The 15,564-nt window shown below is 62.2% G+C and carries 16 protein-coding genes; 5 read left to right on the top strand and 11 right to left on the bottom strand.

What is annotated here, in order from left to right; translation table 11 throughout:
• Positions 1-119: 119 nt before the first annotated feature.
• The 8 genes from M5B96_RS13270 to M5B96_RS13235 all read right to left on the bottom strand — a co-directional run bounded on the left by M5B96_RS13270 (position 120) and on the right by M5B96_RS13235 (position 7,399).
• Positions 120-773: a Pr6Pr family membrane protein gene (locus M5B96_RS13270; RefSeq protein ID WP_248797319.1), complete on the bottom strand. Its 654-nt coding sequence runs from the start codon at positions 771-773 to the stop codon at positions 120-122.
• Positions 774-790: 17 nt separating this feature from the next.
• Complete coding sequence (locus tag M5B96_RS13265; protein WP_040070571.1) at positions 791-1,021, bottom strand: VF530 family DNA-binding protein; 231 nt, start codon at positions 1,019-1,021, stop codon at positions 791-793.
• Between the two features lie 155 nt (positions 1,022-1,176).
• Complete coding sequence (locus tag M5B96_RS13260) at positions 1,177-1,830, bottom strand: Pr6Pr family membrane protein (protein ID WP_248797132.1); 654 nt, start codon at positions 1,828-1,830, stop codon at positions 1,177-1,179.
• Positions 1,831-1,979: 149 nt separating this feature from the next.
• Positions 1,980-2,621 (bottom strand): Pr6Pr family membrane protein, encoded by a 642-nt coding sequence (locus M5B96_RS13255; RefSeq protein WP_248797131.1) that lies wholly within the window; start codon positions 2,619-2,621, stop codon positions 1,980-1,982.
• Positions 2,622-3,077: 456 nt separating this feature from the next.
• Positions 3,078-3,500: a group I truncated hemoglobin gene (locus tag M5B96_RS13250; protein ID WP_248797130.1), complete on the bottom strand. Its 423-nt coding sequence runs from the start codon at positions 3,498-3,500 to the stop codon at positions 3,078-3,080.
• Positions 3,500-4,363: a DUF3034 family protein gene (locus M5B96_RS13245; protein WP_248797318.1), complete on the bottom strand. Its 864-nt coding sequence runs from the start codon at positions 4,361-4,363 to the stop codon at positions 3,500-3,502. Before M5B96_RS13245 ends, M5B96_RS13250 begins: the two co-directional genes overlap by 1 nt.
• A 5-nt stretch (positions 4,364-4,368) precedes the next feature.
• Entirely contained in the window at positions 4,369-6,726 is a 2,358-nt protein-coding gene (locus M5B96_RS13240) for a putative bifunctional diguanylate cyclase/phosphodiesterase (protein WP_248797129.1), read from the bottom strand.
• Positions 6,710-7,399: a methylamine utilization protein gene (locus M5B96_RS13235; RefSeq protein ID WP_412548604.1), complete on the bottom strand. Its 690-nt coding sequence runs from the start codon at positions 7,397-7,399 to the stop codon at positions 6,710-6,712. The genes M5B96_RS13240 and M5B96_RS13235 overlap by 17 nt, the downstream gene beginning before the upstream one ends.
• 296 nt (positions 7,400-7,695) lie before the next feature.
• Between M5B96_RS13235 and lon the strand changes: the two genes are divergently transcribed.
• The 5 genes from lon to cmoB all read left to right on the top strand — a co-directional run bounded on the left by lon (position 7,696) and on the right by cmoB (position 13,304).
• Entirely contained in the window at positions 7,696-10,128 is a 2,433-nt protein-coding gene (gene lon / locus M5B96_RS13230; RefSeq protein ID WP_248797128.1) for an endopeptidase La, read from the top strand.
• 176 nt (positions 10,129-10,304) lie between these two features.
• Positions 10,305-10,697 (top strand): protease inhibitor I42 family protein, encoded by a 393-nt coding sequence (locus tag M5B96_RS13225; RefSeq protein ID WP_248797127.1) that lies wholly within the window; start codon positions 10,305-10,307, stop codon positions 10,695-10,697.
• A gap of 1 nt (position 10,698) precedes the next feature.
• Positions 10,699-11,334 carry a lysoplasmalogenase gene (locus M5B96_RS13220; protein WP_248797126.1) on the top strand — a complete coding sequence of 212 codons (636 nt, stop codon included), beginning with the start codon at positions 10,699-10,701 and terminating at the stop codon, positions 11,332-11,334.
• Positions 11,335-11,574: 240 nt separating this feature from the next.
• Positions 11,575-12,351: a carboxy-S-adenosyl-L-methionine synthase CmoA gene (gene cmoA / locus M5B96_RS13215; protein WP_248797316.1), complete on the top strand. Its 777-nt coding sequence runs from the start codon at positions 11,575-11,577 to the stop codon at positions 12,349-12,351.
• Positions 12,348-13,304, top strand: a complete 957-nt coding sequence (cmoB, locus tag M5B96_RS13210; protein WP_248797125.1) for a tRNA 5-methoxyuridine(34)/uridine 5-oxyacetic acid(34) synthase CmoB — start codon at positions 12,348-12,350, stop codon at positions 13,302-13,304. Before cmoA ends, cmoB begins: the two co-directional genes overlap by 4 nt.
• A gap of 12 nt (positions 13,305-13,316) precedes the next feature.
• On the opposite strand, the gene tadA is transcribed toward cmoB, so the two are convergent.
• The 3 genes from tadA to M5B96_RS13195 form a co-directional block, all read right to left on the bottom strand.
• Entirely contained in the window at positions 13,317-13,808 is a 492-nt protein-coding gene (tadA, locus tag M5B96_RS13205; RefSeq protein ID WP_248797124.1) for a tRNA adenosine(34) deaminase TadA, read from the bottom strand.
• On the bottom strand, positions 13,808-15,184 hold the full coding sequence (locus M5B96_RS13200; protein WP_248797123.1) for a multicopper oxidase family protein: 1,377 nt from the start codon (positions 15,182-15,184) through the stop codon (positions 13,808-13,810). Before M5B96_RS13200 ends, tadA begins: the two co-directional genes overlap by 1 nt.
• A gap of 88 nt (positions 15,185-15,272) precedes the next feature.
• On the bottom strand, positions 15,273-15,563 hold the full coding sequence (locus M5B96_RS13195; RefSeq protein WP_248797122.1) for a PTS transporter subunit EIIB: 291 nt from the start codon (positions 15,561-15,563) through the stop codon (positions 15,273-15,275).
• Position 15,564 lies beyond the last annotated feature (1 nt).

Below are 15,564 nucleotides of genomic sequence, written 5' to 3'. Positions count from 1 at the left end.
TCTTCGCGGGCAAGCTCCGCTCCCACAATTAATGCTGTGTCGCATGCAAGATCGGTGAATGACACAAGGCTGTGGGAGCGGAGCTTGCCCACGAAGGCGTCAGTACAGACGCTGCCGACCTACCTGCCGCCCCGCCAACGATCCAGCGCAATCAACAGCCCCGACACCAACATAAACCCCAGCAAAATCTGCCCGGCATTGATAAACACCTGTGGATAACCCAGCTTGTCCACATCGAAAAAGGGATACGGGTACACCCCGATCAAATGTCCGCGCAACAGCACATAGGCGAAATAGACCACGGGGTAGATCGCCCAGGGCAACCCATCCCACAGCCGCAAGGTGCCCTTCTTCACGCAACACCACCAATAGACCACGAACAGCAGCGGCATCGCGTCATGCAGTAATTCATCGGCCAACCATTGAAACCCTTGGGGATGCCACAGATGGCGCAGTAGCAGGTTGTAGGCCAACCCGACCACCACGATGCTCGCCGTCACGCCGGTCTGCACCGCCGGTTTGAGCAACCAGCGCCTGCCCGCCGAGTCCCGCGAGGTCACCGCGCAGGTCAGCACTGTCGCCGCCAGGGTATTGGTCAGCACGGTGAAAAAACTGAAGAAGGTCACCAACCCGCCGATCAGGCTGGCCTCCACCTGCCAGCGAAAAATCAGCAACAGATAAAGCTGGATCGCCAGCCCGCCCCAGCCTAGCGACGCCGCCCCCAGCAACAGGGACCGACGCCAGCCGCCCGAACTCGCCGCCGTACCGTGCACCGCTGCGCGTCCCGCGCTCACAGCTCGCGCTTGGTACGCGCCAGCTTGATATAGAGGGCCTCGACCTTCTCCCGCGCCCATGGTGTCTTGCGCAGGAAGGTCAGGCTCGACTTGATGCTCGGGTCACTCTTGAAGCAACGGATATCGATGCGTTGCGCCAACCCTTCCCATTCGTAATGGGCCACCAGGGCATTGAGGATCTGCTCCAGGGTCACGCCATGCAAAGGGTTGTTGTTCGATGCCGTCATGCCAGGCCTTCAGGTCAGGAAATGGAAGAAGCCGCGCACCTTAGCCGAGCCTTGGGCCCGGGGGAAGAGCTGTGGGCCACAACAAAGCGTCCAATGTCTGGAATGAGTGTAAGACCACTCTGACAATTGTGCGCATGCACCACATGACCATTCGCTCAGCGCTTGCCGCGCCACCGATCCAGCGCAATCAGCACCAGTGATATGACCACAAAGGCCACCAGTACCATCAGTGCATTGATAAACACCTGTGGATAACCCAACTGGTCCACTTCGATAAAGGGGTAGGGATAGGAGCCGACAAAGTAGCCACGCACCAGGGCGTAGATGAAATAGACCAGCGGATAGAGCAGCCATGGCCACACATTGCTCCAGTGCAGGGTGCCCTTGGGCACGCAGAACCACCAATAGATCACAAACAGCACCGGCATCACGTCGTGCAGCAATTCATCGGCCACCCACTGCAGGCCCTGGGGGTTCCAGGTATTGCGCAGCAGCAGGCTGTACGCCAGCCCGACCAGCACAATGGCGGCGGCTACACCGCCCTGGACCGAAGGTTTGAGAAAGAAACGCCGCAACGCCGAATCCCCCGACGTCGCCGCACAGGTCAGCACCAGCGCCACGAGGGTATTGGTCAGCACCGTGAAATAGCTGAAAAAGATATCCACCCCACCCAGCAAGCTTTTCCCGGCCTGCCAGCGCGATGTCAGGATCAGATAAAGCTGGAGGATCAAGGCAAACCATCCCAGCACTGCCGCGAGTTTCACGGCAATCCCACCCCCGCTTTGCGTCAACACCATCTCGTCGCTCATGACCTGGCTCCTGGCTACGCGGCACCTGCGACGGCAAAGCCCCAATCGATTGGGTACTCATGAACAGGGTGTCTGTTGAGCAGAACCCTAGAAGAACGTGGGACAAGACTCTACTGTCAGAAATGACAGTCCTGACCAACGGCAGCCGGTCAGCGCCGGGCGCGCCAGCGATCCACGGCAATCAGTGCCAGTGACACCAGCACGAATCCCAGCAGCACCGCCCCGGCATTGATAAGCACCTGGGGATAACCGAGCGTGTCCACTTCGATGAAGGAATAAGGGTAGGCATCGATCAGACGTCCGCGCACCAGGATGCAAAGGAAGTAGACCAGCAGATAAATCACCCAGGGCCGCACATACCGCCACTGCAAAAGCCCCTTGGTCACATAGAACCACCAGTAGAACAAAAACAGCACGGGCATCACGTCGTGCATCAACTCATCGGGTACCCACTGGAATTCCTGGGCGCTCCATGGAACACGCAACAACAGGTTGTACACCACCGCGACCAGCACAACGCTGACCACCGCGCCGCCCTGAACCGAGGGCAGGAGAAAGAAACGCCGCGCCGCCGAATCCCCTGATGTCACCGCGCAGCTCAGCACCAGTGCCTCCAGGATATTGCTCAGCACCGTGAAATAACTGAAGAAGACATCCAGGCCACCCAACAGGCTCCCCGCGGCCTGGCAGTTCTGGTAGAACTGGATACCCAATGTCATCCAGCCCAGAAGTGCCGCGCCCTTCAGGGCGATCCCACGCCGGTCTTGCGTCACCACCCTCGCATCGCTCATGACCTTGGCTCCCGATTATCGCAACCTCTGCGATTCCAAAGCCCCCAATAGGTTGAGCCGTCGATAAAACACGGTACCTGTTGAGTATGAATCCAGAAGGGCGCGGTACAAGGCTCTACTGTCAGAAATGACAGTCCTGACAAATGGCGGTGTCCCGTATTTTGAACAAAAACGCTATAGACGATGGGGTGTGATGTACCTGATCGAGTTGGCGAAGGCATTGCTGGATTCGGCGTTGAATCAGCGCGGGATAGCATACCCATGAGTTTTACCGCGCCTGGGCGGACGCCTTCGCGGCGGCGCGGCGATCCGACAAGCTCCGCTCCCACAGTATTTGCGTCGAACCTGGACGTTGTGCAGCACACAAATCCAGTGTGGGAGCGGAGCTTGCCCGCGAAGAGGCCAGTAGCCGTTAACCGCGCCCACAGAAACAACACCAAACCACGGCAATTCAACCTAATGTTGAATCACCTCGCCGCGCATCGGCGCCAGCCGTGCGATCAAGCGATTCTGCACCGGCACCGGAATGCCCTGGGCATCCATCGCGGCGATCAGGTCTTCCACCAGCGCATTGAAATCGCTGCGGCTGATGTTCTTGCCTTTGTGGCTCTCGGCAATGCTATCGCCGCTGTACACACATGGCCCACCCGCCTGCACGCAGAACTGCTCGACCAACTTGTCGCGCAAACGCTGGATATCGATCTTGCGGAAACGCTCGACGATTCGTGGATCATGGGCAATGTTCAGCAGCATGCCCTCGACGATCCGGGTAATCCCCGCACGCTCACCGAGATCACGATAGAGGCGGTCATCCCTGGGTGGTTGTTGGGCACAGCCGGCCAGCAGGACGATGACCATCAGCAGTTTCAGACCGCGCATCAGAAACTCCCCTGCACGGACAGATAAGTGCCGTTCTGGTTATCCAGGGTCGCGATTTCCCCCAGCCGGGCGTAAGCCAGGACAAAGGACACATGCTTGTTGGGGAAGTAGCCGACAAACAGGTCAGCCCAATCGCTCTCAGCGGAAAACGACAGGTTGTCCGGCTTCTGCCGATACTCCACGCCCATGACCCAGCGCGGGTTGAACAACACCGCCACCGAACCTTCCTTGAGCAGGCTGCGGGTATCGCGCCGATCCCCGCCGAAGCCCAGCAACCCCAGTTCGTTGGCCCGGCTGTAGCGCACGCCGCCGTTGACCAGCAGGTTGTAACCGAAGGCCGCGCCCATGAACAGGCGGCTGGCGCTCAGGTAGCCTTCGACGTCCTGGTCGCGCTTGGCGCCCACCAGCTGCGGAATATCGAAGTTGGTCTGGTGCTTGTACTCCAGGCCCAGGGATACCTGGGGCAGTTGGTCGTAGATCAGATCGCCGAACAAGCGCACCTTCAGGCCGAGGATATCCTGGCCCAGATGGTCCTCCGGCAGGCTCAGCTTGCTGACCAGCGACCCCAGGTCGAAGCGCTGGCGGGCCAGGGACACCTCCACGCGGTTGTCGTAGGACGCCGCGACCCCGGCCACATCAAGCCGGTAGTCCGGGACATTGACCGTGGTGGCGAATGCGGTGGCGCTCCACTCGTTCTGTTCGCCATAGCCGGTCAGCACCGCCCAGGGGGTAATCCCCCCGCCCGCCGGACCTTCGAGGCTGCCGGCCCCACCCGTGGCGATCAAGCGGCCGTTGTCGGCCAGCACCGCTTGCGCACCCAGGCAGGCCAGGCCGCACAGCACAAGAGCAAAGCCAGGTTTCATGACCATCAATGAACCATAACGGACGGTGCACCCAAAGGTAAGGCGACCCAGGCCTCGAACGCCGCCGCGGTCAACGGGCGGCTGATCAGGTAGCCCTGGGCGGTGTCGCAGTGCCAGCGCTCCAGCAAGCGCAGACTGTGTGCATATTCGACGCCCTCGGCGACTACCTTCAGCCCCAGGTTGTGGCTCATCTCGATGGTCGAGCGGACGATCACCGCATCCTCGCTGGTTTCATCCAGGTCGCGGACAAAGGACTGGTCGATCTTCAGTTCCTGCACCGGCAGGCGCTTGAGGTGCGCCAGCGACGAGTAACCGGTGCCGAAATCATCCACTGACAGGCTGATGCCGCACTCGCGCAGCCGGTGCAGGACCTTCAAGGCCTTCTCGGGCTCGCGCATCACGGCGCTTTCGGTGATTTCGAAAATCAATTGCTCGGCCGGCAGCCGGTATTGCTTGAGCAGCGCCGAGACCCGGTCGGTCAGGTCGGCCCCCAGCAGGTCGTCCGCCGAAATATTCAACGACAACTGCAGGCGCAGGCCCCGTTGGTTCCACTCCGATAACTGCCGCACGCCCTCCTCGATCACCCAATGGGTGAGGATCTGGATGCTGCCGGTACGCTCGGCCAGGACGATGAACTCCGCCGGAGAGACCATGCCGAACTGCGGGTGTTGCCAGCGCAGCAGGGCTTCGGCCTGACGCACAAGGCCCTGGCGGATATCCAGCTTGGGCTGGTAATGCAGCAGCAGCTCGCCATTGGCCGCTGCATGGCGCAGGTCGCGAATCAGGGTGACCTGACGGCGGTGCGCGAGGTCGCGTCCCTGCTCGTAAATCTGGATGTGGCCCGGGATATGTTCGGCATCTTTCATGGCGATGGCGGCACGGCTGAGCAGCTCCTCCGCGGCCAGGCCATCCCCCGGGAAGGCGGCAATCCCCATCCGGCAATCCAGGGCCACGTCATGCCCGGCAATCCGCTGGGGTTTGAGCAACAGTTGCTGGAGCTTGTCCGCCGTGGCAACCGCACCGTCGCTGGCGGCGCCCTGCAGCAACAGCAGGAACTCGCCGCCGATCAGGTGCGCGACGGTATCGCCGGCACGCAGGGCGCCGAGCAGACACTGGCCAACCTCTTGCAGCATCAGGTCGACCGCATCCGGACCACCGGCCTCGCTGATCGCCCGCAGGTTGTCGATTTCCAGGTAGACCAGGGCCACCGGACGCCCGGCGCTGATCGCACTGCCCAGGCGCTCCATCGCCAGCGCCCGGTTTGGCAGGCCGGTGAGCCCGTCGTGCAAGGCATTGTGCGCCAGTTGCTGCTCGCGCTCGGCGATACCACTTTGCATGGAGTTGAACGCCGTGGCCAGCAGCCCCAGTTCGTCACTGCGCTGGAGCGTCACCGGTGTCTGGTAATCGCCCTGGCCAATCCGCTCCGCCGCCTGGGCCAGCGCCCGCACCGGCTGCGAAACACTGCGCGCCAGCAACAAGGCACCGGCCAGGGATGCCAGGAGCGAGATCAGGGCGATGAGCAGGATATTCTGGTCGAGCGGCGCGAACGCCTGCATCGCCGCGTCCAGCGGGCTTTGCAACAGGGCGATGACCTGATTGTCGTTCTCGCCGCTACCGCCGGCCAGCATCAGCGTCTTGCTCAGGAAGCTGTGTTGCTCGTATTCGGTCAGTTCCTGCAGGTGTTTCGTGGCATTGGCAAGCATCAGGCGCTCAATGCTTTGCGCCATCGCCGGCGGTTGGGTGCTTACCAGTTGCCCGGGCTGCTGCCGGTCCACGGTCAGGAACGACACTTCCAGGTTGCTCAACGAACGCAGCTCCTGGGCAAACACGGTGTCCATGGAGAAGCCCATCACCACCCGGGCGATCGGCAAGGGCGCCAGCACCGGTGCTTCCACCAGCAGGTGCGGCTTGCCCTGCAAGGGCACGATCAGGGTCGTTTGCTTGAACCGTCGGGCCTCGCGCAAGGCCTGGTCATAGCGGAACTGCGAACCTTCGGCCACCTCGGCCAGGGTGCTGGCAAGGACCTTGCCGTCCATGCTCAAGAGGATCATATCCGTGGCGTTGATGCGCTTGCCATGGTTGATCAGCACTGAGCGGATGGTCGCCGAATCACCACTGGCCACCGCATCGCGAAAGCCGAAATCCGCCGCCAGCAGTTGCACGCCATCGCTCAGGCGCCGGCCCTGGACATCCAGCAACCGCTCGAACACCCGGGTGCCGAGCTGCAATTGCTCGCTGGCCTGGCTGCGGATCGCACTGTTGGTGGCCGCCTTGACGCTGAAATAGAGCGCACCGATCACCACCAGCAACAGCAGGATCAGGACGCAGGCGACCCGCGCCTGAAAGCTACTTCGCAGTTTCACTGACAGCTTTATCGAAGGCATCGCCGAAAGCACTCGGAGCCGGCGCCGTGGGTTCGTCCGGCGACAGGGGTTGGATCGACAGACTGAAACGTTGCTTCAGGTCCGTGGCGGACACATCGATTTCACCCTCCTGCCGCGGCAGCCTATCGCTCACCTGAGGATGCCAGAGTGTTACACGGTAGTGGCCGGCAGGCAGTTTGTCGAAGCGGATCAGGCCCTTTTTATCACTGACCGCGAACCAGGGGTCGTCGGTCACATAGACATAGCCAAGCATCCAGTCATGGATGTTGCAACCCAGCACCACGATACCCGGCTTGTCGAACAGTACCGGGTCCGACGGTGTCCCTTCGTAGAGACGCAGTTCTAAGCGCTTGGGCGACGAGAAGGAGTAGACCTGATGACGGATATTGTCGCTGTTGGGAAACCTGATCTGGGTGCCGGTATGCACCGCCAGCACATGGGGCGCGTACTGTTTGTCGCGCTGGTCCATGTCGGCCTTGAGGCTGTAGGCCGGCGGCGGCGAATCGCCGTGCAAGGTCACGACCGCGTTCGGCAAGGGCTTGCCGTCCTGATCGACGATCTCGGCCTGGAAACCGGCAGCAGCACTCAGGCCGCTCGACAGCAGGCATGCAACAAGTAGAAACAATCCGGTCAATGAAGTTGGGCGGGCCATGCAGCAACTACTCATAGGTTCGTGAACGTGAGGGCCAACCTTGGCATAAAAGGGTTCCGCAAGTGCAGATTACCGGGGGTTGCACAGAAGAGCACGCGGCAAACAGGGCCATTTGCCACTATTTTGGCAAAGTCGACGAACGCCCCTTTGCCCGAGAAAACCTCTACATAAAAATTATTTTGTACAACATCTATTCAAGCCATATCGGCCGACTTTCGCAAAGCTGTACCCTTGACCATTGAAACAACAAGCGGCTCGCCCCATCTAACTGGCATATCCCATTGTGCAGGTGCCCCATGAGCGAGCAGCAGGAATTCCCTGAACATCCGACCCTAGAGGCCGACACCGAACACACCGTTGACGACGCCCACGCCACAAGCGCCTCCGGCACCGGCCTGGCACTGCCCGGACAGAACCTGCCGGACAAGGTCTATATCATCCCGATCCACAACCGCCCGTTCTTCCCGGCCCAGGTGCTGCCGGTGATCGTCAATGAAGAACCCTGGGCCGAAACCCTGGAACTGGTGAGCAAGTCCGACCACCACTCCCTGGCGCTGTTCTTCATGGACGCGCCCAACGAAGACACCCGCCATTTCGACACCAAGGCCCTGCCCGAGTACGGCACCCTGGTGAAGGTCCACCATGCCAGTCGCGAAGGCGGCAAATTGCAGTTTGTCGCCCAGGGCCTGACCCGGGTGCGCATTCGTACCTGGCTCAAGCACCATCGCCCGCCGTACCTGGTGGAAGTCGAATACCCGCACCAGCCAAGCGATCCGACCGACGAGGTCAAGGCCTACGGCATGGCGCTGATCAATGCGATCAAGGAGCTGTTGCCGCTCAATCCGCTGTACAGCGAAGAACTGAAGAACTATCTCAACCGCTTCAGCCCCAACGACCCGTCGCCGCTGACCGACTTCGCCGCCGCCCTCACGTCGGCCACCGGCAACGAGTTGCAGGAAGTGCTCGACTGCGTGCCGATACTCAAGCGCATGGAAAAAGTCCTGCCGATGCTGCGCAAGGAAGTCGAAGTCGCGCGGCTGCAAAAGGAAATTTCCGCCGAGGTGAATCGCAAGATCGGCGAGCACCAGCGCGAGTTCTTCCTCAAGGAGCAACTCAAGGTCATCCAGCAGGAGCTTGGCCTGACCAAGGACGACCGCAGCGCCGATATCGAACAGTTCGAGCAGCGCTTGCAGGGCAAGGTCCTGCCGGCCCAGGCGCAGAAGCGCATCAGCGAGGAAATGAACAAGCTGTCGATCCTCGAGACCGGTTCGCCGGAGTACGCCGTCACCCGCAACTACCTGGAATGGGCCACCGCCCTGCCCTGGGGCGTGTATGGCGAAGACAAGCTCGACCTCCAGCATGCGCGCAAGGTGCTCGACCAGCATCATGCCGGCCTGGATGACATCAAGGCGCGGATCCTCGAATTCCTCGCGGTGGGTGCCTACAAAGGCGAGATCAGCGGTTCCATCGTCCTGCTGGTAGGGCCGCCGGGCGTGGGCAAGACCAGCGTCGGCAAATCCATCGCCGAATCCCTCGGCCGGCCGTTCTATCGTTTCAGCGTCGGCGGCATGCGCGACGAGGCGGAGATCAAGGGCCATCGCCGCACCTACATCGGCGCCCAACCGGGCAAGCTGGTGCAGGCCTTGAAAGAGGTCGAGGTGATGAACCCGGTGATCATGCTCGACGAGATCGACAAGATGGGCCAGAGCTTCCAGGGCGACCCGGCATCGGCGCTGCTGGAAACCCTCGACCCGGAACAGAACGTGGATTTCCTCGACCACTACCTGGACCTGCGCCTGGACCTGTCGAAAGTCCTGTTCATCTGCACCGCCAACACCCTGGACTCGATCCCCGGACCGTTGCTGGACCGGATGGAAGTGATTCGCCTGTCGGGCTATATCACCGAGGAAAAACTCGCCATCGCCAAGCGCCACCTGTGGCCGAAGCAATTGGAAAAGGCCGGCGTCAACAAAAACCGCCTGAGCATCAGCGACGGTGCCTTGCGCGCGGTGATCGACGGTTACGCCCGGGAAGCCGGGGTCCGTCAGTTGGAGAAACAACTGGGCAAACTGGTGCGCAAGGCGGTGGTCAAGTTGCTGGATGCGCCGGACACGGCGATCAAGATCGGCAACAAGGACCTTGAGGCCTCGCTGGGCATGCCGGTGTTCCGCAACGAGCAGGTGCTCTCCGGCGTCGGCGTGATCACCGGCCTGGCCTGGACCAGCATGGGCGGCGCCACCTTGCCGATCGAGGCGACCCGCATCCATACGCTCAACCGGGGGTTCAAGCTCACCGGGCAGTTGGGTGACGTGATGAAGGAATCGGCGGAGATCGCCTACAGCTACATCAGCTCGCACCTGAAGCAGTTTGGTGGCGATCCGGAGTTTTTCGATAAAGCCTTCGTGCATCTGCATGTGCCGGAGGGCGCCACGCCGAAAGACGGCCCCAGCGCCGGGGTGACCATGGCCAGTGCGCTGCTGTCCCTGGCACGCAACCAGCCGCCGAAAAAAGGCGTGGCCATGACCGGCGAACTGACCTTGACCGGGCATGTGCTGCCGATTGGCGGGGTGCGCGAAAAGGTGATTGCGGCGCGGCGGCAGAAGCTCTTCGAACTGATCCTGCCGGAAGCCAACCGGGGGCATTTCGAGGAATTGCCGGATTACTTGAAGGAGGGTATCACGGTGCATTTCGCCAAGCGCTTTTCAGATGCGGCGAAGATTCTGTTCTAAACAATGGGAGCGGGGATTTCCCACGAAGCTTTTGGTGGCCTGGAGATCCCCTTCGCGGGCGAGCTCCGCTCCTACAAGGTATGCGTTCGACTTAATAGAGCATCAAACTCCAGGCATTAGTGCAACGCCAGCTCCACAGGTTATGCTCGGTCATCGCTGTAATAACTGGAGACACTATGACCCCGACTCGCCTGCTGCTGCCGTTAAGCCTCGCCTTGCTCGCCGCCTGTGCCCAGCAACCGCGCCAGAACGTGACGCTGGAAAAACAAAGTGACTGCCCGATGCAACTCAAGACCGGGCAGAACATGATTCTCAGCCTGCCCAGCAACCCCACCACCGGCTACCGCTGGGCCATCCAGGACTCGGCCGGCGGCGTGCTGAAAAGCCTCGGCCCTGAGGTCTACCACAACCCCGACGACAGTGGCCTGGTGGGCAGCGGTGGACAATCGAGCTGGCGCTTCCAGGCCTTCGCCGCCGGCACCGGGCGCTTGCGCCTGACCTACCAGCAACCCTGGGAACCGGAAGCGACGCCGGCACAAAGTTTCGACTGCCCGATCACGGTGAACTGAGATGCCCTGGCTGATCCTCGCCCTGATGGGGGCTGCCGCGTTCCTCTACGGCGTGAGCATCGAGCTGCCGATGCTGTGCCTGCTGACCAAGCCGGTGCCGGTGCTGGTCCTGCTCGGCTGGCTGCACGATGCGCCGGTGACCGAGTATCGCCGCTGGATCGGCCTGGGTTTGATCTTTTCCCTGCTGGGGGATGTGCTGTTGGCCTGGCCGGGCGACCTGTTCGTGTTCGGCCTGGGCGCCTTCCTCGTGGCGCACCTGGCGTACCTCAAGGCCTACCTGGGCGACTGCCGTCGGCTGGCGCCATTGCCGTTGTTGCTGGCGCTGCTGATCGGCGCCGGGTTGCTCGGCATCCTGATGTCCAAGGGTCTGGGTGACCTGCTGATCCCGGTCACGGTGTATGCACTGGCCATCAGCGCCATGCTCTGGCGCGCCCTGGCCCGCCTGGGCACCGATGTACCCAAGCGCTCCGCGCTGTTGGCGGCTGTCGGCGCACTGACCTTCGCCTTCTCCGACAGCCTGATCGGCATCGATCGTTTCGTGGTCAAGTTCGCCGCCGCGCCCTACCTGATCATCGTTGCCTACTGGCTGGGACAGTGGGGCATCGCGGCCTCGGCTTTCAGCCAGAAGCCACGCTGAACCCGGCCTATAAAAGTGTGTTGCGACGACTTTGCAACAGGCAGGGCGACGCGCGCTCTGGGACGCGAAGCGTCAGTGTGGGAGCGGAGCTTGCCCACGAAGCTTTTGGCGGCCTCAAGGCCCCCTTCACGAGCAAGCTCTACGAGCACATGGAGGGTGTTCGGCCTTAACTGGATAGCATTACGACCGCCTTGGCGTTTTATCCGACAAGGCGCGCATCGCGGCGCCAACTTGGCTAAAATGCCGGCCTTTTCAGCATCCGCCGGAACCGCCGTGAGCAAAGAACCCGATCGCCTTTTCGCCCAGCCCCTGGCCCAGGTGCCGGACTTCGCCTTCAACGAAGACGTGGTGCGGGTCTTCCCGGACATGATCAAGCGCTCGGTGCCCGGCTACCCGACCATTGTCGAGAACCTCGGCGTGCTGGCGGCGCAGTTCGCCCAGCCGCACAGCGTACTCTACGACCTCGGCAGTTCCCTCGGCGCGGTGACCCAGGCCTTGCGCCGTCACGTGCGCAGCGACGGTTGCAAGGTCATCGCGGTGGATAACTCCGCGGCCATGGTCGAACGCTGCCGCCAGTACCTCAACGGCCAGGACTCGATGTTCCAGGAGCTGCTGCCGGTGGAGGTGATCGAGGGCGATATCCTCGCCCTGGAATTCCAGCCGGCCTCGGTGGTGGCGCTGAACTTCACCCTGCAATTCATCGCCCCGGAACAGCGCCGGGCCTTGCTCGGACGCATCCGCCAGGCCTTGCTGCCGGGTGGCGCGCTGATCCTCTCGGAGAAGCTGCGCTTCAATGACCTCGAAGAACACGCGCTGCTCACCGATCTGCACGTCGCCTTCAAGCGCGCCAATGGCTACAGCGAACTGGAAATTGCCCAGAAGCGCAGCGCCATCGAAAACGTCATGAAACCCGACAGCCTCGAAGAACACCGCGAACGCCTGCTGGCCGCGGGCTTCTCGAAAGTCGTGCCCTGGTTCCAATGCCTTAACTTTGCCTCGTTGATTGCCCTGCCATGATTGATCTGTCCCCCCTCGCCCGCCACCTGGCGGGCAGCCCTCTGGCCGAATGGGCCAATGGTCTGCAAGCACAACTCGATGCCCGCATGAAAAAGGGTCATGGCGACCTGGAACGTTGGCAGAGTGCGCTCGATGCGCTACCGAAGATCCAGCCGACACAAGTCGATCTGCTCAATGGCCTGACTCTGGACACTGACTGCGACGACGCCACCCGCGCGCAGATGCGCACGGCGCTGATGGGCTTGTGCCCGTGGCGCAAGGGCCCGTTCGATCTGTTCGGCGTGCATGTCGACACCGAATGGCGCTCGGACTGGAAATGGTCGCGGGTCGCCCCGCACCTGGACCTCAAGGGCAAGCGCATTCTCGATGTCGGTTGCGGCAACGGCTACTACATGTGGCGCATGCTCGGGGCCGGCGCGGACACGGTGATCGGCGTCGATCCGAATTGGCTGTTCTTCTGTCAGTTCCAGGCGGTGCAGCGTTATTTGTCAGCGCCGTCGGCCTGGCACCTGCCGTTCCCCTTCGAGGACCTGCCGGCCGAGCTGGAAGGTTTCGACACGGTGTTTTCCATGGGTGTGTTCTACCATCGGCGCTCGCCCATCGAGCATTTGCTGGCGCTCAAGGACTGCCTGGTCAAGGGTGGCGAACTGGTGCTGGAAACCCTGGTGGTGGAAGGTGACGAACATCAGGTGCTGATGCCGGAGGACCGCTACGCGCAGATGCGCAATGTCTGGTTCCTGCCGTCGGTGCCGGCGCTGGAGCGCTGGTTGCGCCGCGCCGGATTCAGCGATGTGCGCTGTGTCGATGTGAGCGTGACCACGGTGCGGGAACAGCGCGGGACCGAATGGATGAAGTACCAATCGTTGAGTGACTTCCTCGATCCGGAGGATCACAGCAAGACCATCGAAGGGCTGCCGGCGCCGATGCGGGCGGTGATGGTCGCCCGCAAGTAAGGCAGGCCCGACTCAGGACTTGCTTCTGCGGGCCTTGAAGAACTCGCTGAGAATCGCCCCGCACTCCTCGGCCAGCACCCCACCTTCGAACAACACCCGGTGATTGAGAAAGTCCTGGGTAAAGAACTGCCCCTGGCTCTGCACTATCCCGGCCTTGGGCTCCAGCGCGCCATAGACCACCCGTGCAATCCGCGAATGCACGATCAACCCGGCGCACATGCTGCACGGCTCCAGGGTCACATACAACGTGCTGCCCGGCAGCCGATAGTTGTCGAGCGCCTGGGCGGCGGCACGGATGGCGACCATCTCGGCATGAGCGCTCGGATCGCTGCCACTGATCGGGCAATTGAAGCCACGCCCGATGATCTCGCCGTCCCGCACCAGCACCGCGCCCACCGGCACCTCGCCCAGCAACGCGCCCTGGGCGGCCAGCGCCAGGGCTTCACGCATGAAGTCCTGGTCGCGACTGCGGTCGATGATCGGCGCGGGGCGTATCTGACGCATCAAGCCACCTCGATGGCGGCCATCAGGCCGGTTTCCATATGGTCGATCACATGGCAATGGAACATCCACACCCCCGGGTTATCCGCGACCAGCGCCACCCGTGCCCGCTCATTCTTGCCCAGCAGGTAGGTGTCGGTGAAGTACGGCATGATCGCCTTGCGGTTCGAGGCGATGACCTTGAAGCTCATGCCGTGCAAGTGGATCGGATGTTGATACTGGGTCATGTTTTTCAATTCAAAAATATAGCTCTTGCCCTTCACCAGCTTGGCGATGGGCCGGTCGGCGCAGGTCTTGTCGGTGATGTCCCAGGCCTTGCCGTTGATCTGCCAGAGGCTCGGCGGGCGGCCATTATCGACGTTCACGGAAACCGAGCCAACCCATTCGAAATTGAAGTTGAGCTTTTGCGCATTGGCCAGGTCCGGCTCGGCCACCGGGTTGGCCGGCAAGGCCTTCGGCCAGTCCCCCGGCGTGTCGCTGGCGGCCACGGAGCGCAAGGTCGCCAGGCGCACGGGGCCGTTGCGCAGGGACAATTCCTCACCGGCCGGTGGCGCCTTGATCGCCAGGCAGATGCGCATCCCCGGCCCCAGCCAGTATTCCTTGCCCAGCGGCCGCGGCTCGACCGGATTGCCATCCAGTGCATAGATCCGCGCTTCGACACCGGGGATATTGAGGCGATAGGTCAGGGTGTTGTCGAGGTTGAGCAGACGCACCCGGGTAATCTGCCCGGCCGGCAACTCGACCACCGCCTGCGGCACGCCATTGACGGTCGACAGGCGCCCCGCCGTCCCGCCACGAGCGGCTTCACGGGGAATGCTGAACGGCACGAAGGCCCCCTCATCATCGACGTGCCAGCTTTTCAGGCTCAAGGTGCGTTCGTGCTGGAAACCGGTGGGCTCGCGTTCTTCGACGATCAACGGACCGACCAGGCCACGACCCAGTTCCTCGCTGCTGTTGACGTGAGGGTGATACCAATAGCTGCCAGCATCCGGGACGCGGAACCTGTAGTCGAAATACTCGCCGGGCAACACCGGTAGTTGCGACACGTAGGGCACGCCGTCCATTTCCAGCGGCAGGCGGATACCGTGCCAATGAATAGTGGTAGCCACCGGCAACTGATTGATAAAGCGTACCCGCAACCACTCGCCCTGGCGCACCCGCAACTCGGTGCCCGGCGCCGACGGGCCGAAGGCCCAGGCCGGGGTTTGATGTCCGGCCACCAGCTCGACGTCAAGGGGCGCGGCGATCAGCTCATAGTCATGGCCGGCATCGGCGTCGGCCATTTTCCCCAACCAGTAACGCGATGCACCGCCGGCGCCAACGCCGACCACTGCAAGACCGGCCAGTCCACCGAGTATCTGTCGACGGGTAAAGGACATGAACGCAACCACCTCACCTATTCAGCCGCGCACCAGGACGCGCAAAAGGCGAATACGATACACCCGCAGTTGCGAAACGCTAAGGAAATCAGTCCAGACCCAGCAACAAATGGGTCACGCCACCGGCCAGGATCATCACCCCGGCGACACCCGCCGCCCGCAGCGCCGACTGATCGACCCGGGTGCTGTCATTCAATGCCACGCGCAGGCGCGTCAGTGCCACGCGCTGGTGAGACTTGAGATTGCCCGCGCCGCCCAGGGCCGCGACGATCTCCGCGGGCAAGGCCGCCTCTGCGGTGGCAACCGGCGCACTCGGTTGATCCGCCACCAGGTCCGGTGTCAGGGCTTTCCAGAACGCCCGCTGAAATTTCTCGAACATG

Source organism: Pseudomonas sp. MWU13-2105 (assembly GCF_023242315.1).
Taxonomy (GTDB): Bacteria; Pseudomonadota; Gammaproteobacteria; order Pseudomonadales; family Pseudomonadaceae; genus Aquipseudomonas.
The sequence above is the reverse complement of the archived record's forward strand: the minus strand, read 5'-3'. Positions and strand labels throughout refer to the sequence as shown.

What these genes read in the sequence shown, in the direction of transcription:
- M5B96_RS13265 (WP_040070571.1), bottom strand. Translation starts at nt 1,021, where the DNA reads ATGACGGCATCGAACAACAACCCTTTGCATGGCGTGACCCTGGAGCAG.
- M5B96_RS13260 (WP_248797132.1), bottom strand. Translation starts at nt 1,830, where the DNA reads ATGAGCGACGAGATGGTGTTGACGCAAAGCGGGGGTGGGATTGCCGTG.
- M5B96_RS13255 (WP_248797131.1), bottom strand. Translation starts at nt 2,621, where the DNA reads ATGAGCGATGCGAGGGTGGTGACGCAAGACCGGCGTGGGATCGCCCTG.
- M5B96_RS13250 (WP_248797130.1), bottom strand. Translation starts at nt 3,500, where the DNA reads ATGCGCGGTCTGAAACTGCTGATGGTCATCGTCCTGCTGGCCGGCTGT.
- M5B96_RS13245 (WP_248797318.1), bottom strand. Translation starts at nt 4,363, where the DNA reads ATGAAACCTGGCTTTGCTCTTGTGCTGTGCGGCCTGGCCTGCCTGGGT.
- M5B96_RS13235 (WP_412548604.1), bottom strand. Translation starts at nt 7,399, where the DNA reads ATGGCCCGCCCAACTTCATTGACCGGATTGTTTCTACTTGTTGCATGC.
- lon (WP_248797128.1), top strand. Translation starts at nt 7,696, where the DNA reads ATGAGCGAGCAGCAGGAATTCCCTGAACATCCGACCCTAGAGGCCGAC.
- M5B96_RS13225 (WP_248797127.1), top strand. Translation starts at nt 10,305, where the DNA reads ATGACCCCGACTCGCCTGCTGCTGCCGTTAAGCCTCGCCTTGCTCGCC.
- M5B96_RS13220 (WP_248797126.1), top strand. Translation starts at nt 10,699, where the DNA reads ATGCCCTGGCTGATCCTCGCCCTGATGGGGGCTGCCGCGTTCCTCTAC.
- cmoA (WP_248797316.1), top strand. Translation starts at nt 11,575, where the DNA reads ATGCCGGCCTTTTCAGCATCCGCCGGAACCGCCGTGAGCAAAGAACCC.
- cmoB (WP_248797125.1), top strand. Translation starts at nt 12,348, where the DNA reads ATGATTGATCTGTCCCCCCTCGCCCGCCACCTGGCGGGCAGCCCTCTG.
- tadA (WP_248797124.1), bottom strand. Translation starts at nt 13,808, where the DNA reads ATGCGTCAGATACGCCCCGCGCCGATCATCGACCGCAGTCGCGACCAG.
- M5B96_RS13200 (WP_248797123.1), bottom strand. Translation starts at nt 15,184, where the DNA reads ATGTCCTTTACCCGTCGACAGATACTCGGTGGACTGGCCGGTCTTGCA.
- M5B96_RS13195 (WP_248797122.1), bottom strand. Translation starts at nt 15,563, where the DNA reads ATGTTCGAGAAATTTCAGCGGGCGTTCTGGAAAGCCCTGACACCGGAC.